At 75.1% G+C, this 21,229-nt stretch carries 21 protein-coding genes; 2 read left to right on the forward strand and 19 right to left on the reverse strand.

Translation table 11 applies throughout. The features are described from left to right. Positions 1-128: 128 nt before the first annotated feature. The 7 genes from trpM to hisI all read right to left on the reverse strand — a co-directional run bounded on the left by trpM (position 129) and on the right by hisI (position 4,744). Entirely contained in the window at positions 129-296 is a 168-nt protein-coding gene (gene trpM / locus ACZ4FH_RS12185; RefSeq protein WP_383643641.1) for a tryptophan biosynthesis modulator TrpM, read from the reverse strand. Between the two features lie 7 nt (positions 297-303). Further along, positions 304-1,113: an indole-3-glycerol phosphate synthase TrpC gene (trpC, locus tag ACZ4FH_RS12190; protein WP_383643638.1), complete on the reverse strand. Its 810-nt coding sequence runs from the start codon at positions 1,111-1,113 to the stop codon at positions 304-306. A 114-nt stretch (positions 1,114-1,227) separates the two neighbouring features. Further along, positions 1,228-1,716 carry a DUF2752 domain-containing protein gene (locus ACZ4FH_RS12195; RefSeq protein ID WP_383643635.1) on the reverse strand — a complete coding sequence of 163 codons (489 nt, stop codon included), beginning with the start codon at positions 1,714-1,716 and terminating at the stop codon, positions 1,228-1,230. Positions 1,717-1,790: 74 nt separating this feature from the next. Continuing rightward, positions 1,791-2,039 carry an HGxxPAAW family protein gene (locus tag ACZ4FH_RS12200; RefSeq protein ID WP_467304185.1) on the reverse strand — a complete coding sequence of 83 codons (249 nt, stop codon included), beginning with the start codon at positions 2,037-2,039 and terminating at the stop codon, positions 1,791-1,793. A gap of 122 nt (positions 2,040-2,161) precedes the next feature. Continuing rightward, positions 2,162-2,818: a TIGR02234 family membrane protein gene (locus tag ACZ4FH_RS12205; RefSeq protein WP_383643630.1), complete on the reverse strand. Its 657-nt coding sequence runs from the start codon at positions 2,816-2,818 to the stop codon at positions 2,162-2,164. 52 nt (positions 2,819-2,870) lie between these two features. Beyond that, positions 2,871-4,358: an anthranilate synthase component I gene (locus ACZ4FH_RS12210; protein WP_467304187.1), complete on the reverse strand. Its 1,488-nt coding sequence runs from the start codon at positions 4,356-4,358 to the stop codon at positions 2,871-2,873. Positions 4,359-4,369: 11 nt separating this feature from the next. Beyond that, complete coding sequence (hisI, locus tag ACZ4FH_RS12215) at positions 4,370-4,744, reverse strand: phosphoribosyl-AMP cyclohydrolase (protein ID WP_467304188.1); 375 nt, start codon at positions 4,742-4,744, stop codon at positions 4,370-4,372. Positions 4,745-4,827: 83 nt separating this feature from the next. On the opposite strand from hisI, the gene ACZ4FH_RS12220 reads away from it, so the two are divergent. Next, a complete protein-coding gene (locus tag ACZ4FH_RS12220; RefSeq protein WP_467304190.1) occupies positions 4,828-5,460 on the forward strand; it encodes a TIGR03085 family metal-binding protein in 633 nt (210 codons plus the stop codon). Positions 5,461-5,485: 25 nt separating this feature from the next. On the opposite strand, the gene ACZ4FH_RS12225 is transcribed toward ACZ4FH_RS12220, so the two are convergent. The 12 genes from ACZ4FH_RS12225 to hisD form a co-directional block, all read right to left on the reverse strand. Then, positions 5,486-6,748 carry an MFS transporter gene (locus ACZ4FH_RS12225; protein ID WP_467304191.1) on the reverse strand — a complete coding sequence of 421 codons (1,263 nt, stop codon included), beginning with the start codon at positions 6,746-6,748 and terminating at the stop codon, positions 5,486-5,488. A gap of 43 nt (positions 6,749-6,791) precedes the next feature. Next, positions 6,792-7,379 (reverse strand): ArsR/SmtB family transcription factor, encoded by a 588-nt coding sequence (locus ACZ4FH_RS12230; protein ID WP_467304192.1) that lies wholly within the window; start codon positions 7,377-7,379, stop codon positions 6,792-6,794. 38 nt (positions 7,380-7,417) lie between these two features. Beyond that, the gene (locus ACZ4FH_RS12235; RefSeq protein WP_467304194.1) at positions 7,418-9,016 is read right to left on the reverse strand and encodes a sodium/solute symporter; all 1,599 of its coding nucleotides are present in this window, start codon (positions 9,014-9,016) and stop codon (positions 7,418-7,420) included. 257 nt (positions 9,017-9,273) lie between these two features. Next, entirely contained in the window at positions 9,274-10,614 is a 1,341-nt protein-coding gene (locus ACZ4FH_RS12240; protein ID WP_467304195.1) for a PucR family transcriptional regulator, read from the reverse strand. Between the two features lie 204 nt (positions 10,615-10,818). Then, complete coding sequence (locus ACZ4FH_RS12245; RefSeq protein ID WP_467304196.1) at positions 10,819-13,689, reverse strand: helix-turn-helix transcriptional regulator; 2,871 nt, start codon at positions 13,687-13,689, stop codon at positions 10,819-10,821. A 213-nt stretch (positions 13,690-13,902) separates the two neighbouring features. Next, positions 13,903-14,658, reverse strand: coding sequence for an imidazole glycerol phosphate synthase subunit HisF (gene hisF, locus ACZ4FH_RS12250; protein WP_383643603.1), 756 nt, complete (start codon positions 14,656-14,658; stop codon positions 13,903-13,905). A gap of 34 nt (positions 14,659-14,692) precedes the next feature. Next, positions 14,693-15,418: a bifunctional 1-(5-phosphoribosyl)-5-((5-phosphoribosylamino)methylideneamino)imidazole-4-carboxamide isomerase/phosphoribosylanthranilate isomerase PriA gene (gene priA / locus ACZ4FH_RS12255; RefSeq protein ID WP_467304198.1), complete on the reverse strand. Its 726-nt coding sequence runs from the start codon at positions 15,416-15,418 to the stop codon at positions 14,693-14,695. Then, the gene (gene hisH, locus ACZ4FH_RS12260; protein WP_467304199.1) at positions 15,418-16,059 is read right to left on the reverse strand and encodes an imidazole glycerol phosphate synthase subunit HisH; all 642 of its coding nucleotides are present in this window, start codon (positions 16,057-16,059) and stop codon (positions 15,418-15,420) included. Before hisH ends, priA begins: the two co-directional genes overlap by 1 nt. An 11-nt stretch (positions 16,060-16,070) precedes the next feature. Beyond that, positions 16,071-16,238, reverse strand: a complete 168-nt coding sequence (locus tag ACZ4FH_RS12265; protein WP_383643595.1) for a hypothetical protein — start codon at positions 16,236-16,238, stop codon at positions 16,071-16,073. Beyond that, positions 16,235-16,831, reverse strand: a complete 597-nt coding sequence (hisB, locus tag ACZ4FH_RS12270) for an imidazoleglycerol-phosphate dehydratase HisB (RefSeq protein WP_467304200.1) — start codon at positions 16,829-16,831, stop codon at positions 16,235-16,237. Before hisB ends, ACZ4FH_RS12265 begins: the two co-directional genes overlap by 4 nt. Beyond that, entirely contained in the window at positions 16,828-17,979 is a 1,152-nt protein-coding gene (locus ACZ4FH_RS12275; protein WP_467304201.1) for a histidinol-phosphate transaminase, read from the reverse strand. The genes hisB and ACZ4FH_RS12275 overlap by 4 nt, the downstream gene beginning before the upstream one ends. Further along, positions 17,976-19,298, reverse strand: a complete 1,323-nt coding sequence (gene hisD / locus ACZ4FH_RS12280; protein WP_467304203.1) for a histidinol dehydrogenase — start codon at positions 19,296-19,298, stop codon at positions 17,976-17,978. The genes ACZ4FH_RS12275 and hisD overlap by 4 nt, the downstream gene beginning before the upstream one ends. Positions 19,299-19,486: 188 nt before the next feature. Between hisD and ACZ4FH_RS12285 the strand changes: the two genes are divergently transcribed. Then, complete coding sequence (locus ACZ4FH_RS12285) at positions 19,487-21,088, forward strand: oxidoreductase (RefSeq protein WP_467304205.1); 1,602 nt, start codon at positions 19,487-19,489, stop codon at positions 21,086-21,088. Positions 21,089-21,229: the final 141 nt, after the last annotated feature.

Genomic DNA, 21,229 nt, shown 5'->3' on the forward strand with positions numbered 1-21,229 from the left:
TCGTCCTGGCAGGGGTGATGTCACCGTCTGCGCCGTGGGCGGAGCGCCGCCCCGGGGACCGGGGCGGTTGCGGCCGCGCGAGGCCGCCGCCCTCGCGGGCGGGGCCGGTGCGGAGGCCGGGGCTCGCTCTACAGCGCGGGCCCCGTGCGCCATCGCATGCCGTTGACCTGTCCGGGCTCGGCGCCGATCACGTACCGCACCCGCCGGCCGCGCACACGGCGGGCCGGGGCCCGGCAGCCGCGGTGCCACGAGGGCAGCGCGCAGCGCACGGGCTCGGGGTGCGGGAGGAGGGACACGGCCGGGTCAGCCCCGTCCGTGCCGCAGGGCCGGGTGGGCGCCGGCGGCGACCAGGTCGGCGACGGCGGCCTTCGGGTCGCGGCCGGTGACCAGGGACTCGCCGACCAGCACGGCGTCCGCGCCGGCGTTGGCGTAGGCGATCAGGTCGTGCGGGCCGCGGACACCGGACTCGGCGACCTTGACGATGTGGTCGGGGATCTCGGGGGCGACGCGCTCGAAGGTGGAGCGGTCGACCTTGAGGTCCTTCAGATTGCGCGCGTTGACGCCGATGATGCGGGCGCCCGCGTCGACCGCGCGCTCCGCCTCCTCCTCGTCGTGCGCCTCGACCAGCGGGGTCAGCCCGATGGACTCGGCGCGCTCGATCAGGGAGACCAGCGCCTCCTGTTCGAGGGCGGCGACGATCAGCAGGGCGAGGTCGGCACCGTAGGCGCGGGCCTCCCACAGCTGGTACGAGGTGACGATGAAGTCCTTGCGCAGGACCGGGATGTCGACCTTGGCGCGGACGGCCTCCAGGTCGGCCAGGGAACCGCCGAAGCGCCGCTCCTCGGTGAGGACCGAGATGACGGACGCGCCGCCGGCCTCGTAGTCCGCGGCGAGCGCGGCCGGGTCGGCGATGGCCGCGAGGGCCCCCTTGGACGGGCTGGAACGCTTGACCTCGCAGATGACGGTCACGCCCTCGCCGCGCAGGGCGGCGACTCCGTCCTTGGCCTGGGGAGCGCGGGCCGCGCGTTCCTTGAGCTCGTCGAGGCTGACGCGCGCCTGCCGCTCCGCGAGGTCGGCGCGGACGCCGTCGATGATCTCGTCGAGCACACTCACGCGAGAGGCCCCCTTCCGGGACGGTGACAAGGGAACGGGTCGGACGTCCCGATGGTATCCGCAGCGGGGCGCAGGACCCGCATCCGACTGGTGGATGTCCCACTACCTGGGCATTCAGGGGGCGAGCGCCGAGCCGATCGGCAGGTTGCGGACCACGGAGAAGACCAGCAGGACGGCGCCGAACGCCCACCAGTGGACGGGCCGGGGTTCGATCCGCAGCCGGCGCCCGGACCAGGCGCGCCGCGCCCACAGGACCCACAGGGCGGCGAAGGCGACGTAGCCGACGACGGCGAGGGCGTTGGCGCCGAGCGCGGCCGCCAGATCGCCGTGGGCGAAGGCGTGGGCGCTGCGCAGGCCGCCGCAGCCGGGGCAGAGGACGCCGGTGAGCCGGAGCAGCGGGCAGACGGGGTAGTGGCCCGGTTCGTTGGGGTCGACCGTGGCGACGTAGCCGAAGGCCCCGACGACGGCGGCCAGCACCCCGGCCGGGACGGCGAGCCGCCGGATCCGCGGGACGGGGGCCGGGGCGGGCGGGTGACCGGGGCGGCCGGTGCCGGGCGGCGGGCCGGGGACCGGGGCGGTTGCGGGGGAAGGCGATGCGTCCACCCGGTGATTGTCGCCGGAAGCACGGCGAGGCGCAGCCCGGACCGGGCTGCGCCTCGCGCGTACGGGAAAGGGCTTCAGGAGGTCTGCGCCTGTCCGGCACGGGCACGGGCCGCCGCCAGCTCCGCCGACTCCTTCGGCATGCCGAGGCCGGCGGCCTTCATCGCGAGGCCGACGACACCGCCGAGGAAGACGACCACGATTCCGGCCCAGAAGCCGAGCGGGTTGGCCGCGACCATGAAGACGCCCGCGATGCAGAAGCCGATGAAGGAGATGATGACACCGGTCCAGGCGGCCGGGGTGTGTCCGTGGCTGCTGCCCGCCATGAGTTGCTCCTCGTTGGTGTTGCGCTGATGGGTTCGCTCGGGTCGCTGTGCGCGCGGGCGGTGCCGCTGCGGTCAGCTCAGGGACATTGTCCCGTACGTGCGGGTAGGACGTGAGCTGGGGGTCATGCCTCGCGCGTCGGGTCCTCGCCGCGGTCGAGGGCCTTCCACAGGTCCTCGGGGCGGTCCGGGTCGGGGGCGCGGGTGGCCTTGCGGGGGCGGGGGGTGCCGTCGCGCTCGTAGCGGCCGGACATCGTGGGCCAGCGGCTGCCGCAGCGCAGGGCGATCAGCCCTGCGGCCAGGATGAGCAGACCGCCGGCCGCGGTGACGAAGGGCCACGCGGTGTGGCCGAGGGCGTGGATGGTCGCGGCGGTGTCGCCGGTGGTCCGGGCGGCCTGCTCGTCGAGGGCCGTGCTGTCGGAGGCGCCGAGGTAGGCGCTGAGCGCGGCGCCGAGTCCGCTGAGGGCCAGCAGTCCGGAGACGGCGAGCCGGGCGGTGCCCCGGACGGCGAAGACGGCGACGAGGGCGGCCAGGCCGACGATGGCGAGGGCCGCGGGCAGGCCGGTGACGTCCTGCCCCTCGGCGCTGAGCGCCAGGCTTCCGCCGCCGACCTCGGCCTTGCCGTCGGCCCAGGTCTGCCCGGAGGAGAGCAGCACGACGGTGGCGCCGGCCGCGCCGAGGAGCAGGCCGGACGCCAGACTGCGGCGGTTTCCCGGGCCGTCGGGCGCGGTGGCGGCTTCGGCACGGGGCTGGGGTACGGGGACAGCACTCACATGTCCCACTATCCCCTACCGGCCCGCACGGCCCCACCGCGCCCCTGGCCCGGAGCGGTGCTCAGCGGGCGTGGAGCCGGTTGGCGGTGTGGACGGCGCGGAGCACCGCGGCGGCCTTGTTGCGGCATTCGGTGTCCTCGGCGACCGGGTCGGAGTCGGCGACCACACCGGCGCCGGCCTGGACGTAGGCGGTGCCGTCGCGCAGCAGGGCGGTGCGGATGGCGATGGCGGTGTCGGAGTCCCCGGCGAAGTCGAGGTAGCCGACGCAGCCGCCGTACAGCCCGCGGCGGGTGGGTTCGAGTTCCTCGATGATCTGCATGGCCCGGGGCTTGGGGGCGCCGGAGAGGGTGCCGGCGGGGAAGCAGGCGGTGAGGACGTCGAAGGCGGTGCGGCCCTCGGCGACCGTGCCGGTGACGGTGGAGACGATGTGCATCACATGGGAGTAGCGCTCGATCGACATGAAGTCGACGACCTCGACGCTGCCGGGTTCGCAGACGCGTCCCAGGTCGTTGCGGCCGAGGTCGACGAGCATCAGGTGCTCGGCGCGCTCCTTGGGGTCGGCGAGGAGTTCGTCGGCGAGGGCCTGGTCCTCCTGCGGGGTGGCGCCGCGGTGGCGGGTGCCGGCGATGGGGTGGAGCATGGCGCGGCCGTCCTCGACCTTGACGAGCGCCTCGGGGCTGGATCCGGCGACGTCGAAGCCGTCGAACCGGAAGAGGTACATGTAGGGCGAGGGGTTGGTGGCGCGCAGCACCCGGTAGACGTCCAGGGCGCCGGCCGTGCACGGGGTCTCGAAGCGCTGGGAGGGCACGACCTGGAAGGCCTCGCCGGCCCGGATGCGCTCCTTCACGTCCTCGACCGCCTCCTGGTAGGCGGGGCCGCCCCACAGCGCCGTGTACGGCGGCAGCTCGGAGGCGGGCAGGGCGGCGGGGGCGTTCTCGACGGGGCGGCGCAGATCGCGCTCCATCGCGTCGAGCCGGGCGACGGCGTCGGCGTGCGCCTCGTCGACCCCGCTCGTCAGGTCGTTGTGGTTGATCGCGTTGGCGATCAGCAGGACGCTGCCGTCCCAGTGGTCGAGGACGGCGAGGTCGGAGGTGAGGAGCATGGTCAGCTCGGGGAGCTTCAGGTCGTCGCCGCCGCTGTCGCCGATCCTCTCCAGCCGGCGGACGATGTCGTAGCCGAGGTAGCCGACCATGCCGCCGGTGAAGGGCGGGAGTCCGGCCTCCCGGTCGTGCGGGGTGTGCAGGGCCTCGATGGTGGCGCGCAGGGCGTCCAGCGGGTCGCCGTCGACGGGGACGCCGACGGGCGGGGCGCCGAGCCAGTGGGCCTCGCCGTCGCGGACGGTGAGGGTGGCGGCGCTGCGGACCCCGATGAAGGAGTAGCGCGACCAGGTGCGGCCGTTCTCCGCGGACTCCAGCAGGAACGTGCCGGTGCGTTCGCCCGCGAGCTTGCGGTACAGGCCGACGGGGGTGTCGCCGTCCGCGAGGAGCCGGCGGGTGACGGGGATGACGCGCCGGTCGATGGCCAGCTTGCGGAAGGTGTCGAGGTCCATGGCCGCAGACCCTACTGGCCGAGCAGGCGGTCGGCGTCGAAGCAGGTGCGGTCGCCGGTGTGGCAGGCGGCGCCCGTCTGGTCGACCTTGACGAGGACGGTGTCGGCGTCGCAGTCCAGGGCGACGGACTTGACGACCTGGATGTGGCCGGAGGTGTCGCCCTTGACCCAGTACTCCCGGCGACTGCGCGACCAGTAGGTGCAGCGGCCGGTGGTGAGGGTGCGGTGCAGTGCCTCGTCGTCCATCCAGCCGAGCATCAGCACCTCGCCGGTGTCGTACTGCTGGGCGATGGCCGGGACCAGTCCGTCCGCGCCGCGCTTGAGGCGGGCGGCGATGGCGGGGTCGAGGTCGCTGGCGGGCCGGGGGGTGCCGGGCGTGCTGGTCATGGCTCCATTGTGCGTGGTGGCGGGGCGCGGCCGGTGCCGCGTCCACTGGGCGGACGGGGGACGGCGGTCGTACGCTGGCGGGCATGTCGACCCATGCGAAGCGCGAACGACTTCTGCTCGCCGACCTGTTGGAGGCCGTGGGCCCGGAGGCCCCGACGCTCTGCCACGGCTGGACCGCCCGCGATCTGGCCGCCCATGTGGTGGTGCGGGAGCGCCGCCCGGACGCGGCGGCGGGGATCGTCATCGGCCCGCTGAAGAGCCGGAGCGAGCGGGTCCTGGCCGAGTTCACCGGGAAGCCGTACGAGGAGCTGATCCAGCTCATCCGTACGGGTCCGCCGAAGATGTCCCCGTTCGGGCTGAAGCAGCTGGACGAGGTGGCCAACACGGTCGAGTTCTATGTGCACACCGAGGACGTGCGCCGGGCGCAGCCGGAGTGGACGCCGCGCGAGCTGGATCCGGTCTTCTCCGACGTGCTGTGGTCGCGTACGGAGAAGGCGGCGCGGATGCTGGGGCGCAAGGCCCCGGTGGGGCTGGTGCTGCGGCGGCCGAACGGGCAGACGGCGGTGGCGCACAAGGGGACCCCGGTGGTGACGGTGACGGGCGACCCGGGTGAGCTGCTGCTGTTCGCGTTCGGCCGGCAGGCGGCGGCGCGGGTGGAGCTGGAGGGCGACCAGGACGCGATCGGCCGGGTGACGACGGCTCAGCTGGGGATGTAGCGCGGGGCCGCGGGCCGTACGGGCTTCAGTCCGGGAGTTCCGCGCGGCGCAGCGGGGCGAGGGCGAGGCCGATGAGGGCGCCGGCCGCGCAGAGCGCGGCACTGGCGACGAAGACCGGGCCGGTGCCCCAGAGCGCGACGGCGGCGCCGGTGACCGGGTAGCTGAGCGGTGCCAGGGCGTGGGTGAAGAGCGTCGAGACCGAGGTGACGCGGCCCAGGTAGACCGGGTCGGCGGTGCTCTGCATCAGCGCGCCGCACAGGGAGCCGCCGAGCCCGGCGAGGAGTCCGACGAGGACGGCGGCGCCCGCGGCGAGGGGGACGGAAGGCAGATACGCCACGGCGGCTATCGCGCCGGCGCCGATCAGAACGGTGGCGCACATGACGAGCCCGGCGCGCGGGATCCGGCCCCGGACGGTGAGCAGCAGGGCGGAGAGGCCCGCGCCGGTGCCGAAGGCGGCGACGACCCAGCCCATGCCGGAGGCGCCCCAGCCGCGTTCCTCGCTGAGCAGGATCAGGCCGAGGTTGAGGGGGCCGACGAAGCCCAGTTCGCTGACGGCGACGACGAGCATCAGGGGGCCGAGCACGCGGTGGCGGCGGATGTAGCGCAGTCCGTCGGTCAGGTCCCGCAGGGCGGTGCGGGCCGGACCGGCCCCGGTCTCCGGTCCCTCGGCCTCGTGGGCGGGGAGCGGGGCGATCCGTACGGCGAGGAGCAGCGGGAGCGAGACGGCGAAGAGGACGCCGGCGGCGGCGAAGGCGAGGACGGGGCCGCCGAGGGCCACGGCGAGTCCGCCGAGCGGGGCGCCGACGACGTTGGCGGTGCGGGTGGCGAGTCCGCGCATGCCCTGGACCCGGGCGAGCTGGGAGGCGGCGGTGATCCGGGGCGGCAGCGCGCCGACGGCGGGCAGGAACAGGGCGTCGACCGCGCCGAAGACGAGGGCGACGGCGACCAGCAGCCACACGGTGGGCGAGGTGAGCAGGAGCGCCCCGGCCAGTCCGAGGACGACCAGGCAGCGGGCGGTGTCGCTGGCGACGACGACGCGGCGCGGGCCGAGCCGGTCGGCGAGGACTCCCCCGCCGAGCAGCAGCACGGCCCGGGGTATCGAGCCGGCGGCGAGCACCAGTCCGGTCTGGGAGGCGCTGCCGGTCCGGGCGGCCGCCCAGGCGAGGGCCATGTAGTAGACGCTGTCGCCGACGGTGGACGCGGTGTAGGCGCCGAGCCAGCGCAGCACGTTGCGGTCGCGGTGGGCGGGGCGGGCGGCCGCCTCGACGGCGGGCAGGGTGGCGGTCACGGGGCGCGGTCCTCTCGGGGTGGCCGGATCGGCGGGGGCCGGATCAGGTGCGGAACGGGAAGCCGTACAGGTGCACCGCGACGTTCTCGCGGCCTTCCGTGTCCCCGGCCTCCTCGCGGGCGCGGCCCTCGGCCTCGTAGCGCTTGATGGTGCTGTTCAGCTCGCGTTCGAGGGAGGCGAGCTCTTCGGCGGTGAGCCGGGCCAGGTACTCCGAGGCGAAGGAGGCCGCGCGCCAGTCGGGGCTCCATGCGCGGCGGCTGTCGAGGTGGCGGCGGTACATCTCGACGTGCTGGTCGAAGGAGAGCCGGCTGGCGGCGCTGTGGGTGGCGACCTTCTCGGGCGCGTCGCTGAAGTCCTCGTCGTGGAAGCTCAGCCCCTCGGAGGCGGGCTGCCACCAGCGCTCGCGGCCGTCCGCGCCCTCGCGCTCGGCCTCCTCGATCAGTCCGTGGTCGGCGAGCTTGCGCAGGTGGTAGCTGACGAGCGAGACCGCCTCGTCGACCTGCTCGGCGAGCTGGGAGGCGGTGGCCTGCCGGGCGACGTACAGGGCCCGGTAGAGCTTCATCCGCAGGGGGTGCGCGAGCGCCTTGAGCGTGCCGAGGTCGGAGATCCGCCGTGATTCCTTGCTGGTCATGCCTCCACGGTAGATAGGAAAGAAAAGTTGCGCAATATCTATTGCGCAAGAAAAGTTGTACGACTCCGAGGGGCCTCCCCCGCCGTGGCGTGCGCCGCGCGCCGCCGCGTCCGCCGGCCGGTGCGCGAGCCGAGGTGGGCGAGGAGGAAGCCGGCCGGGATCGCCACCAGGCCGGGGGTCTGGAGCGGGAACCAGTGGAAGTCGCGGGACGGCAGGAGCGCGACCGGCGTACCGGAGAAGGCCGGCGAGAACACCATGAGGACCGCGATCAGCGGCAGCGTCCCGTACACGGTCCAGCGCACCCCGCGCGCGCCGAACCCGGGCCGGAACAGCGCGTACAGCAGGACCGGCGGCAGGACGGAGGCGGCGGCCGCGAAGGAGAGGGAGAGCAGGACCTGCGGATTGCGGTCGTGGGTGTAGGTGGAGGCCCAGACGGCGAGCGCCCCGGTCGCGACGACGGCGAGCCGGGCCCGCAGGATCTCCCGCCGGGCGGAGCCGCCGGAGCCGGTCCGCGGGGCGAGGTCGCGGGCCAGGGACGAGGCGACGGCCAGCGTGATCCCGGCGACGGCGGCGAGCGTGGTGGCGAACACGGCGCAGGCCACGAACGCGAAGAGCGGCGAGTCGCGCGGGCCGGCGGCGCCCGGGTCCAGGGCTCCGGTCACCAGCAGCAGCGCGGTGCCGCCCGCCGGGTCGGCGGCCCGGACGGCCTTGTGGCCGAGCAGCGCGGAGGCGCCGAGGCCGACCACCACGACCCCGGCGCACAGCAGGGCCACCGGGACGGCCGCCCAGACCGTGGCGCGGCGCGCGGTCCGGCGGTCGCGCAGGGGGTGGAGCCGCATCATGAGGTGCGGCATGCAGGCGGCGCCGAGGACCAGGGTGAGCTGGAAGCCGATCAGGTCCAGGACCCCGGCCGGGCCGTGGCCGAACTGGAGACCGGGCCGCAGATAGCCGGCGCCCGCCCCGCTGCCGTCGCGTGCCGCCGCGGCCAGGGCGAACGGGTTCCCTCCGTAGCGGGCGAGCACCAGCCCGGCGAGCAGGGCCACCGCGGGCAGCACCACGACGACCTTGAGGATCTGGATGTGCCCGGTGCCGCGCATCCCGCCGACGGCGGAGTAGCAGACCATCAGCGCGCCGCCCGCCACCGTGCACGCGGTGACCGCGCCCTCGGGCAGTCCGAACACGGCGGCCATCACCCGCCCCGCCGTGGTGAGCTGCACCAGCAGCAGCGGTGCCAGCACGACCAGCACGGTGACGCCCAGGGCCCGGCGCACGGCCGGATCGCCCAGCCGTTCCGCGAGGAAGTCGCCCAGGGTGAACACGCCCGCGCGGCGCAGCGGTTCGGCCAGGACCCGCATCACGAGCACCAGGGAGGCGACCGTGGCGACGGCGAAGAGGACCCCGTCGAAGCCGGCCAGCGCGACGGACCCGGTGGTCGAGAGCAGGGTGGCTGCCGAGAGGTAGTCACCGGCGATGGCCAGCCCGCTCCCGGCCGGCCCCAGCGCCGCGCCGCCGCCCGCGTAGAAGTGCTCCGGATCGTCCTGGTCGGCCGCCGCCAGCCCGCACAGCAGCAGGGACACGGCGACGAACCCGAGGAAGACGACCACGGCCAGCGACCGCGCGTCGAACCCGCCGCTCACCGGCGCACCCCCGGGCCGGGGACGACGCGGAACACGGAACGGGCACGGAACACCGGAGGCGGCGGCGACGCCGGGGGCACGAGGGGCATGCCGGACACGGCATCAGCCGCCGGGACCCGCGTACAGCGAAGGGCACGGGTGCGCTGCGCGCGTACAGCCGGTGCCGGGCGGGACTGTGCGCGGACACAGGGCGCCGGGCGGTGCCGGGCCGCCCGCGGCCCCGCACCGCGCCCCCTCGGCCGGGTCGGCGGGTGCCGTTACGCGGTCAGCAGGCGGCGGGCGGCCAGGGCGAGGGAGACCTCCACGGCGTCCGAGGGGCGGGTGAGGCAGCGGCCGGTGAGCTGTTCGAAGCGGCGGAGGCGGTTGAGGACGGTGTTGCGGTGGCAGTAGAGCCGGGCGCCCGCCCGCTGGGCCGAACCGTCCGAGTCGAGCCAGGCGGTCAGCGTCTCGATGAGCACCTCGCGGTCGGCCGGGTCCAGCCGGTCCAGCGGCCCCAGGACCCGGGCGGCGAGCGCCGAGCCGAGGTCCGGCGAGGAGACGACGAGCGCGGCGGGCAGATGCTCGTCGAGGAGGACGACCCCGCCGCCGGCCGGGCAGGCCCGCAGCGCGGTCTCGGCGAGCCGCCGGGCCTCCCCGAGCGCCGCCAGCCCCTCGACGACGGAACCGACGCCGACCCGGGCCCCGGCCGGCACCGACAGACCGGCCGCCAGCGCGGCGAGTTCGGCGTCGGCGGCGTCGAGGGGGGAGCCGGGCGCCGCGTTCTCCGTCCCGGCCGCGGCGGGCTCCGGGTCCTCGGCGCGGGCCAGCGGCAGGATCGCGAACTCGGCCTCGGGGCCGGGGTGCCAGAGCGCGTCGGTCCCGGCGGGCAGGGCGAGCGGCGGACGCGCGGTGCCGTGCGGGGCGCGGCGGGCGGCGGCGACCGCGAGCACGGCGTACCGGCCGCGTTCCGGGAGGCCCAGCATCGCGGCGGCGTCGGGGAGTTCGGCGATCTGGGCGGTGCCGTCCAGCAGCGCGGCCGTCATCAGGCGCTGCCGGTTCTCGCGCCGCCAGACGAGCCGGCGTTCGGTGCGGCGGTAGGCGTCCGCGACGACCGCGCAGTGCTCGTCCACGAAGTTCCAGACATCGGCGGCGACATGGACCAGGAGCCGGACGTCCTCGGGGTGCCGGCGCCCGGTCTCGTCGACGAGGTCCTGCCAGACCATCGCCCCGCCCAGCCGGAAGGCGTGCAGGACGGCGTCGAGCGGCAGGCCCTGCTCGGCCCGGACCTCCCCGATCCGCCGGGAGGTGCGGTGGGCGGCCTCCCGGAACTCGCGGGGCTGGATGAGCGAGGCGACGTTGTGGCGCAGCGAGTGGTGCACCTCCTGCCAGATCTCCGCCGCGTCGGCCTCGATCGCCGACCGGTAGGCCGGTTCCCGCTCGCGCAGCGCCTCGACGAGCCGGTCCGTCAGCTCCGGCAGCGCCTCCACCAGCACCCGGGCGGCCCGGTGCAGTACGGCGACGGCCTCGCGATCGGCCAGCGAACGGAAGCGGCGCGGCATCGGCGCGACGGGGGGCGGTCCGTGCAGCGCCCTGACCCGTGAATGTACGACCTGCGGCATGGCGGCCTCCACCGGGATCGGCCGGCTCGGAATCGGCCGGCTCCGGTTCGCCCAGCCCGGCGTTGGGCATGAGCACACCGAATCATCCTGACGTCCGCAATATGGCATACCGGCCGGTCGGTACCTAGGGGTCTGCGGCCTCCTTCTCATCACGGTCCTGCAACCTCCGCGCCACACGGCCGCTCCCCGGGGCCGGTGCGGCCCTCAGTGGTCCAGCACCCGGGCGAGTTCGGTCCGCGAGCGCACCCCGAGGGCGGCGAAGACATTGCGCAGGTGGTGGTCGACGGTCCGGGTGCTCACCGAGAGCCGGAGCGCCACCTCGCGATTGGTCGCCCCCTCGGCCACGCAGCGGGCGATCCGCGCCTGCTGCGGGGTGAGCGCGGTCAGCGGATCGGGGCCGCCGTGCGCGGCCGGGGCCGGGGCCGCCTCACCGGCCGCCCGCAGTTCGCCGCGGGTCCGGTCGGTCCAGGCCCGCGCGCCGCACCGTTCGAACCCGACCAGGGCGTCCCGCAGCGGCTCCCTGGCCTCCCGGGTACGGCGCCGCCGGCGCAGCCACGCCCCGAACAGCAGCTGCGTCCGGGCGCGTTCGAAGTCGCCGCCCGCCCGGTCGTGATGGGCCAGCGCCTCCCCGTACCGCCCGGCCGCGTCCCCCGGCGCGGCCAGCAGGGCGCGGCAGCGGGCCAGTTGGGCGGGGACCTGGGGGTCGGTGGTCCGGGTCGCCCAGACGGCGAACTCCGCCACGGCCTCGGCGACCGGGCCGCCGCCCCTCCCCCGGTCCGCCCGGCCGGCCAGCACGGACGCCTCCACATAGCAGGGCACGGCCAGCATCCGGGTCGCGAAGTGGCCGCGCCGGGGGCCGGGGCGGACGAGGGGGTCCAGCCGGGCCGCGGCCTCGCCGCAGCGTCCGGCCGCCAGTTCGGCGCGGGCCAGCGCCCAGGTGGCGAGGGTGGCAGCTTGGGCGAGACCGTGCGGCCCGGCACCCGCGAGCGCCGCCTCGGCGTGGCCGGCGCAGTCCTCGGGGCCGCTCTCCACGGAGGCGGCGAGGGCGAGGACGGCGTGCAGATGGGAGGCGGCGTTCGGCTGCCCGGTGCGGGAGGCGGCGCGCAGGCCCTCCCGCGCGTGGGCACGGGCGCGGGCGTGCCGGCCGGCCCGCAGCTCCGCGTAGGCCAGATGCTCCAGCGCCTGCGGCAGCAGCGCCTCCGTGCCGGTGGCCCGTACGGCGGCGAGCGCCCTGGTCCCGCAGCGGCAGGCGGCCTCCAGATCGCCCAGCACCAGGGCCGAGACCGCGCCCCTCAGCAGCGCCACCGGGTCCCCCGTCCCGCCGGAGTCCTCCAGACAGCGCCGCAACAGGCCGCGCCCCTCCGCGAGATGGCCCCGCAGCAGGGCGCGGACACCGTCGCGGTAGGGCACGAGCGCGGGATCGGCGGCGACCGGGGCCCGGCTCAGCGCGTCCAGGTACGCGAGCGCGTCCCCCATCGCCCAGGCGGCCTCCGCGGCGGCCAGCCGGGCCTCCAGGGCGCGTCCCGGATCGGCCGGGGCGAGGAGGTCCGCCGCGGTGAGCAGCACCTGATGGGCGTCGGCGGCGGGCCCGTCGCCCAGGGCGAGCAGCCCCCGTACGAGATGGGCGCCGCCGTGCGGGGTCCGCGCGCCCACCCGGGCCAGCAGCGCGCGGGCCCGTCCGGCGTCCCCGGCGAGCCGGGTCTGTTCGGCGGCGGCGGCGAACCGCCCGGCCCGTACCGTCTCGTCGGTGGTCAGCCGCGCGGCGCGCGCCAGCGCCGCCGCCCGTTCGCCCGGGGGGCGCGGCGCCGTGGCCGAGGCCTCCAGCGCGTCGGCCAGCCGGTCGTCGGGCCCGTCGGCGGCACAGGCCCACTGCACGAGCGCGGGCAGCGCCGCGGCCCCGGGGGCGGGGCGCCCGGCGGCGGACGGGGCAGGGGCTCCGGGCGCCGGGGCGGCGAGGGGCTGCGCGCGGTCCGTGGTCCGCCGGTCCGTCCGGGCCGGGGGTGTCAGCAGGGCGGCGAGGAGGCCGTGTGCCGCGCGGAGCTGCCGGGGCGGGGCGCGGTGCAGGACGGCGCGGAGCAGCAGGGGGTGACCGAAGTGGACGCGGTCGCCCGCCCGTTGGAGGAGGCCCGCGGTGCGGGCGGGGGTGCGCAGGGCGAGGTCCGGGGCGGTGGTGCCGAGCCCGGCCGCGGCGGCGGCGCGCAGCAGCAGGGCGGTGTCGGCCCCGGTCCCCTCGGGTTCGTGCGCGTGGGCTGCGGCGGCGAGCAGCAGCAGGGCGCGGGTGGGCGGGGGCAGGGCGTCGAGGCGGGCGGCGTGCGCCTCCAGGACGTCCTCGGCGCCCGGCAGCGGCCAGGGCAGCGCGGTGCGGCCGGCGAGCTGGCCGGGGGTGAGCCGGGCGGTGAGGCCGGTGAGCAGCCGGGGGTTGCCGGCCGCCTCGCGCAGGAGTTCGCCCCGGACCACCGGGTCCACGGGGTCCACCGGGTCCGCCGCTCCCCCGGCGCCGGTGATCCGGTCCAGGAGGGCCGCCGCCGCGTCGTCGTCGAGCGGGCCGAGCCGGAGCGCGGGCAGCCCGGCGAGCCCCGTCCCCTCCCCGGCGGCGGCCAGCACGGCGACCCGGCTGCCCGCGCCGAGTCTGCGGGCCGCGAAGACGAGCGCGGCCAGCGACCGGGCGTCCCAGGCGTCGGCGTCGTCCACGCAGACCAGGAGCGGCCGGTCCGCGCCGAGTTCGCGCAGCAGGGCGAGCAGCGCGGCGGGGGCGATGCCCTCGCGCAGCAGCCGGTCCGGCGGCACCGGGAGGGGGCCCGGTGCCGAGCAGAGCAGGGCGTGCAGTCCGCTGAACGGCAGCCGCCGCTCGGCGGGGTCGGCGGTGGCGTACAGCACGGGGCCGGTGTGCCGGTCGCGGTGGAGGGCCGCGGCCCTCTCCAGCAGGGCGGTGCGGCCGGTCCCGGGGAGCGCCGTGAGGACCAGGGCGCCTCCGTCGCCGTACCGAAGGCGGGTCAACAGGGTGTCGATGATGGCGAGTTCACCGCTGCGGCCGTACAGCCGGAGCGGACTGTGCACGGTCGTCGAGGAAGTCACGTCCGGCACGTTACTTCCGCGTAAACAGGGCCGGAAGACATGCGTCCGCCGCCGCTCCCCGCGTCCCGGCTTGCGGTGCGCGCTCCCAGGAAGGACGGCGTCCGGCTGTGCGCGTGCACAGCGGGACGCCGTCCGGTCCCGGAGCACGACGACGGGGCCGCACCGCCCTTGAGCGGTGCGGCCCCGTCACCCGGCAGCCGGCCGGGCGGTGGTTCAGCGGACCGGGTGTCCGGCCTCTCCGAGGGCGCCCTTCACCTCGGAGATCCGCAGATCACCGAAGTGGAAGACGGACGCGGCGAGCACCGCGTCGGCCCCGGCGTCGACGGCCGGCGCGAAGTCCGCGAGCCGGCCCGCGCCGCCGGAGGCGATGACGGGCACGGTCACGTGCGCGCGGACGGCGGCGATCATCTCGGTGTCGTAGCCGTCCTTGGTGCCGTCGGCGTCCATGGAGTTGAGCAGGATCTCGCCCGCGCCCAGTTCGGCGGCCCGGTGCGCCCACTCGACGGCGTCGATGCCGGTGCCCCTGCGCCCGCCGTGGGTGGTGACCTCGAAGGTGCCGGCGGGGGTGCGCCGGGCGTCCACGGAGAGCACCAGGACCTGGCGGCCGAAGCGCTCGGCGATCTCCCGGATCAGCTCCGGGCGGGCGATGGCCGCCGTGTTGACGCCGACCTTGTCCGCGCCGGCCCGCAGCAGCTTGTCGACGTCGTCGGCGGTGCGGACGCCGCCGCCGACGGTGAGCGGGATGAAGACCTGCTCGGCGGTGCGGCGCACCACGTCGTAGGTCGTCTCCCGGTCGCCGCTGGAGGCGGTGATGTCGAGGAAGGTCAGCTCGTCGGCGCCCTCGGCGTCGTACAGCTTGGCCATCTCGACGGGGTCGCCGGCGTCGCGCAGGTTCTGGAAGTTGACTCCCTTGACGACGCGGCCGTTGTCCACGTCGAGGCAGGGGATGACGCGTACGGCCAGGGTCATCGGGCACCTCCCCGGCGCGCGGGTGCGGACGCGGTCATGCGGAGACCGCCTCCAGCGCCTCTTCCAGGGTGAACGCCTTCGCGTACAGCGCCTTGCCGACGATCGCGCCCTCGACGCCCTCGGGGACGAGCGAGGCGATGGCCCGCAGGTCGTCCAGGGAGGAGACGCCGCCGGAGGCGACGACGGGCTTGTCGGTGGCGGCGCAGACGTTCTTCAGGAGCTCCAGGTTGGGGCCCTGGAGCGTGCCGTCCTTGGCGATGTCGGTGACGACGTAGCGGGCGCAGCCCTCGGAGTCCAGGCGGGCCAGCGTCTCGTAGAGGTCGCCGCCGTCGCGGGTCCAGCCCCGGCCGCGCAGGGTGGTGCCGCGCACGTCCAGGCCGACGGCGATCTGGTCGCCGTGCTCCGCGATGACCTTGGCGACCCATTCCGGGGTCTCCAGGGCGGCGGTGCCGAGGTTGACGCGTCGGCAGCCGGTGGCGAGGGCGGCGGCGAGCGTGGCGTCGTCGCGGATGCCGCCGGAGAGCTCCACCTTGATGTCCATGGCGCCGGCCACCTCGGCGATCAGCGCCCGGTTGTCGCCGGTGCCGAAGGCGGCGTCCAGGTCGACCAGGTGCAGCCACTCGGCGCCGGAGCGCTGCCAGGCCAGGGCGGCCTCCAGCGGCGAGCCGTAGGAGGTCTCGGAGCCGGACTCGCCGTGCACCAGGCGGACCGCCTGGCCGTCGCGGACGTCTACGGCGGGGAGCAGTTCAAGCTTGGGCATTACAGCGTCTCGATCCAGTTGGTCAGCAGCTGGGCGCCGGCGTCGCCGGACTTCTCGGGGTGGAACTGGGTGGCCCACAGCGCGCCGTTCTCCACGGCCGCCACGAACCGTTCGCCGTGGGTGGCCCAGGTGACCCGGGGGGCACGGATCTGCGGGTTGGTGACTTCGAGGGTCCAGTCGTGCGCCGCGTAGGAGTGCACGAAGTAGTAGCGCGTGCCGGCGTCGAGCCCGGCGAACAGCTGGGAGTCCTCCGGGGCCTCGACGGTGTTCCACCCCATGTGCGGGACGACGTCGGCCTTGAGCGGGCCGACGGTGCCGGGCCACTCGTCCAGGCCCTCGGTCTCCACCCCGTGCTCGATGCCGCGCTCGAAGAGGATCTGCATGCCCACGCAGATGCCCATGACGGGGCGCCCGCCGGCCAGCCTGCGGCCGATGATCCATTCGCCGCGGGCCTTCTTCAGCCCCTCCATGCACGCGGAGAACGCGCCGACGCCGGGCACGAGCAGCCCGTCGGCGTTCATCGCGGTGTCGAAGTCGCGGGTGATCTCGACGTCGGCGCCGACGTGCGCCAGGGCGCGTTCGGCGGAGCGTACGTTGCCGAAGCCGTAGTCGAAGACGACGACCTTCTTCTTGGTGTCCATGTGCGCGCCCCTCAGTCCCAGAGTCCCTGGATCCGCATGACGCCCGCGACCAGGCACATCACGGAGGCCAGCCCGAGCAGCACGACGACGCCCTTGGGCATGCCCTGCTTGGCGAAGGAGTAGACGCCCCCGGCCAGGAAGAGACCGACCACGATCAGGACGGTGTTGAGGCCGGTCACAGCGCGCCCTTCGTGGAGGGGAGGATGCCGGCGGCGCGCGGGTCGTGCTCGCTGGCGTACCGCAGGGCGCGGGCGAGCGCCTTGAACTGGCACTCGACGATGTGGTGCGCGTTGCGCCCGTACGGGACGTGGACGTGCAGGGCGATCTGCGCCTGGGCGACGAAGGACTCCAGGATGTGCCGGGTCATCGTCGTGTCGTAGGCGCCGATCATCGGCGCCATGTTCTCCGGCTCGGTGTGCACCAGGTAGGGGCGGCCGGAGAGGTCGACGGTGACCTGGGCGAGCGACTCGTCCAGCGGGACGGTGCAGTTGCCGAAGCGGTAGATGCCGACCTTGTCGCCGAGGGCCTGCTTGAAGGCGGCGCCCAGGGCGAGCGCGGTGTCCTCGATGGTGTGGTGCGAGTCGATGTGCAGATCGCCGTCGGTCTTGACCGTGAGGTCGAACAGACCGTGCCGGCCGAGCTGGTCGAGCATGTGGTCGTAGAAGCCGACCCCGGTCGCGACATCGACCTTTCCGGTGCCGTCGAGGTTGATCTCGACCAGCACCGACGTTTCCTTCGTGGTGCGTTCCACGCGGCCTACGCGGGCGCTCATGCGTCGTGCTCCTTCTTGGCGTTCTCAGTGTCTAGCGTGCGAACCGCGTCGAGGAACGCGTCGTTCTCCTCCGGGGTCCCCGCGGAGACCCGCAGCCATCCCGGTACGCCGTTGTCCCGGACCAGGACGCCCCGGTCGAGGATCTGCCGCCACGCGGTGTGGCTGTCGGCGAAGCGGCCGAACTGGACGAAGTTGGCGTCCGAATCGGTGACGTCGAAGCCGAGGGCCCGCAGTGCGGTGACGATCCGGTCGCGCTCGCTCTTGAGCTGCGCGACGTACCCGAGGAGCGTATCGGTGTGCTCCAGGGCGGCGAGCGCGGTGGCCTGGGTGACGGAGGACAGGTGGTACGGCAGCCGGACCAGCTGCACCGCGTCGACCACGGCGGGGTCGGCGGCGAGGTAGCCGAGACGGAGCCCGGCGGCGCCGAACGCCTTCGACATGGTGCGCGAGAGCACCAGGTGGGGGCGGCCCTCGATCAGCGGCAGCAGCGAGGGGTGGTGGCTGAACTCGCCGTACGCCTCGTCCACGACGACCATCGACGGCTTGGCGGCCTGCGCGGCCTCGTACAGCGCGAGGACGGTGTCCGCGTCGACGGCGGTGCCGGTGGGGTTGTTGGGGGAGGTGATGAAGACGACGTCGGGGCGGCGCTCGGCGATGACCGCGCGGGCGGCGTCCACGTCGATGGTGAAGTCCGCGTTGCGCGGTCCGGAGATCCAGCCGGTGCCGGTGCCGCGGGCGATGAGGGCGTGCATGGAGTACGAGGGCTCGAAGCCGATCGCGGTGCGTCCGGGGCCGCCGAAGGTCTGCAGCAGTTGCTGGAGGACCTCGTTGGAGCCGTTGGCCGCCCAGACGTTGGCGGCGCCGACCCGGTGCCCGGCGGTGCGGGTGAGGTAGCGGGCCAGCTCGGTGCGGAGCTCGACGGCGTTGCGGTCGGGGTAGCGGTTGAGGTCGCGGGCGGCCTCGCGGACCCGTTCGGCGATCCGGTCGACGAGGGCGTCGGGGAGCGGGTACGGGTTCTCGTTGGTGTTCAGCCGTACGGGGACGTCGAGCTGGGGCGCCCCGTACGGGGACTGGCCGCGCAGTTCGTCGCGGATCGGCAGGGCGTCCCACGGGTTGGCCGTGGGACCGCCGGCGTTGCTGTTCGTCACTGCTGGGGAACCTTCCACCCGAACCTGGCCTTGAGCGCGGCGCCGTGGGCGGGGAGGTCCTCCGCCTCGGCGAGGGTCACCACATGGTGGGTGACCTCGGCCAGGGCGTCGCGCGTGTAGTCGACGATGTGGATGCCGCGCAGGAAGGACTGCACGGACAGGCCCGAGGAGTGGCAGGCGCAGCCGCCGGTGGGCAGGACGTGGTTGGAGCCGGCGCAGTAGTCGCCGAGCGAGACGGGCGACCAGGGGCCGACGAAGACCGCTCCGGCGTTGCGGACGCGGTCGGCGACGGCCGCGGCGTTCTCCGTCTGGATCTCCAGGTGCTCGGCGGCGTACGCGTCGACGACCTTGAGGCCGTCCTCCAGGTCGTTGACGAGGACGATCGCCGACTGGCGGCCGGCCAGGGCGGGCTCGATGCGGTCGGTGACGTGCTTGGTCGCGGCGACCTGCGGGACCAGCTCGGCCTCGGTGGCGGCGGCCAGCTCCTCGGAGTCGGTGACCAGGACGGCGGCGGCCATCGGGTCGTGCTCGGCCTGGCTGATCAGGTCGGCGGCGACGTGCACCGGATCGGCGGTGGAGTCCGCGAGGATCGCGATCTCGGTCGGCCCGGCCTCGGCGTCGATGCCGATGCGGCCCTTGAGGAGGCGCTTGGCGGCGGCGACGTAGATGTTGCCGGGGCCGGTGACGAGGTTGACGGGCAGGCAGTCCTCGGTGCCGTACGCGAACATCGCGACGGCCTGGGCACCGCCGGCGGCGTGGACCTCGTCCACCCCGAGCAGGGCGCAGGCGGCCAGGATCGTGGGGTGCGGCAGTCCGCCGAACTCCTTCTGCGGCGGGGAGGCGATGGCGACGCCCTCGACGCCGGCCTCCTGGGCGGGCACCACGTTCATCACCACGGAGGACGGGTAGACCGAGCGGCCGCCCGGCACGTACAGCCCGACGCGCTCGACCGGGACCCACTTCTCGGTGACGGTGCCGCCGGGGACGACCTGGGTGGTGTGCGTGGTGCGGCGCTGCTCGCGGTGGACGAGGCGGGCGCGGCGGATCGACTCCTCCAGGGCGGCGCGGACGGCGGGGTCCAGCCCGTCCAGGGCGGCGGCGATCGCGTCCGCGGGGACCCGGATCGCTTCCAGCCGCACGCCGTCGAACTTCTCCCCCCAGTCGATCACTGCCGCGGAGCCTCGATGGCGTACGTCGTCACAGATCGGCCGCACCGTCTCCAGGGCGGCTTCCACGTCGAACTCGGCACGGGGCAGCAGGTCGCGCAGGGCGCCGCCCTCGGGGAGGGCATCGCCGCGCAGATCGATTCGAGAGATCACACCGCAATTCTCGCAGACCGGCTCCGACGGCCGGACGCCCGTATCACTGGCTGATACATGCCCCGGCCGTCACGGCTGACTATGAGCGTTCACACAGTCACTCAGAGGGAATAACGGGATTACGGCCGACCGGAACCGGAGGGACCCCGTCCCCCGCCGGCCGGCGGCTCCGAACGAGAGGGGCGTCGGTGACCGAACCGCACGACGGGGATTTCCCGGACGACCTCAGCGCTGCCGAGCTGGGCATGTGGCAGTCCTTCCGGACCGGGACCACCTACGACCTGCGCGCCCGCGACACGGTGCGCGACGATCCGTTCGCCCCGCAGGGCTGGGGCGTCGAGCGCAGCGTGGAGGCCCGGGTCGTGGCGCGGCTGCTGCTGAGCGGGCCGCGTCCGCGGCCCGGCCGGGTCGCTGCGCTGAAGCTGCGGGGGCTGCGGATCACGGGGCGGCTGGATCTGGCCGGCGGCCGGGTCGATCCGTATGTGGAGATGACGGGCTGCCGGTTCGACGAGGAGGTCCTGCTGCCCGAATGCCATTTCACGACCCTGCGGATCGTGGGGTGCGCGATGCCCCGGCTGGAGGCGGCGCGGCTGCGCACCGAGGGCGATCTGCATCTGCCCCGGTGCCGGGTGGAGCGCGGGATCCGGCTCACGGACGCGCAGATCGGCACGGATCTGCTGCTCAACCAGATCGACATCGGCCCGGACCGGCAGGGGCGGGCGCTGCTGGGCGACGGGCTCTCGGTGGGCCAGGACCTCCAGGCGGAGATGGTCGAGACGCTCGGGGAGCTGAGCCTGCGCGGGGCGAAGGTGGGCGGCTCGCTGAGCCTGCGGGGCAGCCGGCTGCGGGCGGCGCAGGGCCGGCGCGCGCTCAACGCCCCGCAGCTGAGCGTGGAGCGGACGCTGTACATGAGCGAGGCCTGGGTGAGCGTGGACACGGGGAACCTGGGCACCACCCCGCCGTTCGGCATCTCCTCGTCCCCCACCCCGGCGCACGGCACCCGGCCGCAGGTCTTCCGCTGCCGGGGCGGGGTGCGGCTGGACGACGGGCGGTTCGGCGACGCGGTCGACCTGCACAAGGCGGTGTTCCGGCTGGCGGACCGCGAGGAGCTGTCGCTGCGCCGGATCGCCGTCCCCGAGCTGCGCTTCAACCCGGAGCGGCCCGCGCGCGGCCGGGTGGTGCTCAACGGGGCGAAGGTCGTCACGCTGATCGACGTGTCGAGCAGCTGGCCGGGGCCCGGCGGGCTGGCGATGGGCGGCTTCGTCTACGAGAACCTGGTGCCGTACGGCCATTTCCCGCTCGCCCGGCGTCTGGAGTGGGTGGCGGCGGCGACCCCGGAGTACGCGCCGGAGCCGTACGAGCGGCTGGCGACGGTGCTGCGGTCGAGCGGGGAGGACTCGGACGCCCGCGAGGTGCTGCTGGCCAAGCAGCGGCGGCGCCGGGAGACGCTGCCGCCCGCCGCGAAGCTCTGGGGCTTCCTCCAGGACTGGACGGTGGCGTACGGCTACCGGCCGGGGCGGGCCGCGCTGTGGATGGCGGTGCTGTGGGCGGCGGGCGCGCTGGTCTTCTCGCGGTACGAACCGGCCGCGATCAAACAGGACGAGCATCCGGAGTGGAACGCGTCGCTGTACGCGCTGGACCTGCTGGTGCCGGTGATCAATCTCGGCCAGGACGGCTACTGGCGGATGGAGGGCGGCTGGCAGTGGCTGGCGGCCGTGCTCGTCCTGCTGGGCTGGATACTGGCCACCACGGTCGCGGCCGGGGCCACCCGTCTGCTGCGGCGCGGCTGACTCCGCCGGGCCCGTTTCCGTACGCGCTCCGGGCCGCGGCCGCGGCCCGGCGGGCGGCGCCGCACCCCCGGAGCGGCCGGATCAAGCCAAAATCGACCCCATTCCTTTACTCTTTCTTGGCCATGGGCGGGGCAACCCTCC

This window comes from Streptomyces sp. NPDC024555, assembly GCF_055559335.1.

Coding starts and splice junctions, on each gene's coding strand:
- ACZ4FH_RS12240 (WP_467304195.1), bottom strand. CDS start 10,614: ATGCCGCAGGTCGTACATTCACGGGTCAGGGCGCTGCACGGACCGCCC.
- ACZ4FH_RS12220 (WP_467304190.1), top strand. CDS start 4,828: ATGTCGACCCATGCGAAGCGCGAACGACTTCTGCTCGCCGACCTGTTG.
- hisI (WP_467304188.1), bottom strand. CDS start 4,744: ATGACCAGCACGCCCGGCACCCCCCGGCCCGCCAGCGACCTCGACCCC.
- priA (WP_467304198.1), bottom strand. CDS start 15,418: ATGCCCAAGCTTGAACTGCTCCCCGCCGTAGACGTCCGCGACGGCCAG.
- ACZ4FH_RS12200 (WP_467304185.1), bottom strand. CDS start 2,039: ATGGCGGGCAGCAGCCACGGACACACCCCGGCCGCCTGGACCGGTGTC.
- hisB (WP_467304200.1), bottom strand. CDS start 16,831: ATGAGCGCCCGCGTAGGCCGCGTGGAACGCACCACGAAGGAAACGTCG.
- hisF (WP_383643603.1), bottom strand. CDS start 14,658: ATGACCCTGGCCGTACGCGTCATCCCCTGCCTCGACGTGGACAACGGC.
- ACZ4FH_RS12230 (WP_467304192.1), bottom strand. CDS start 7,379: ATGACCAGCAAGGAATCACGGCGGATCTCCGACCTCGGCACGCTCAAG.
- ACZ4FH_RS12210 (WP_467304187.1), bottom strand. CDS start 4,358: ATGGACCTCGACACCTTCCGCAAGCTGGCCATCGACCGGCGCGTCATC.
- hisH (WP_467304199.1), bottom strand. CDS start 16,059: ATGGACACCAAGAAGAAGGTCGTCGTCTTCGACTACGGCTTCGGCAAC.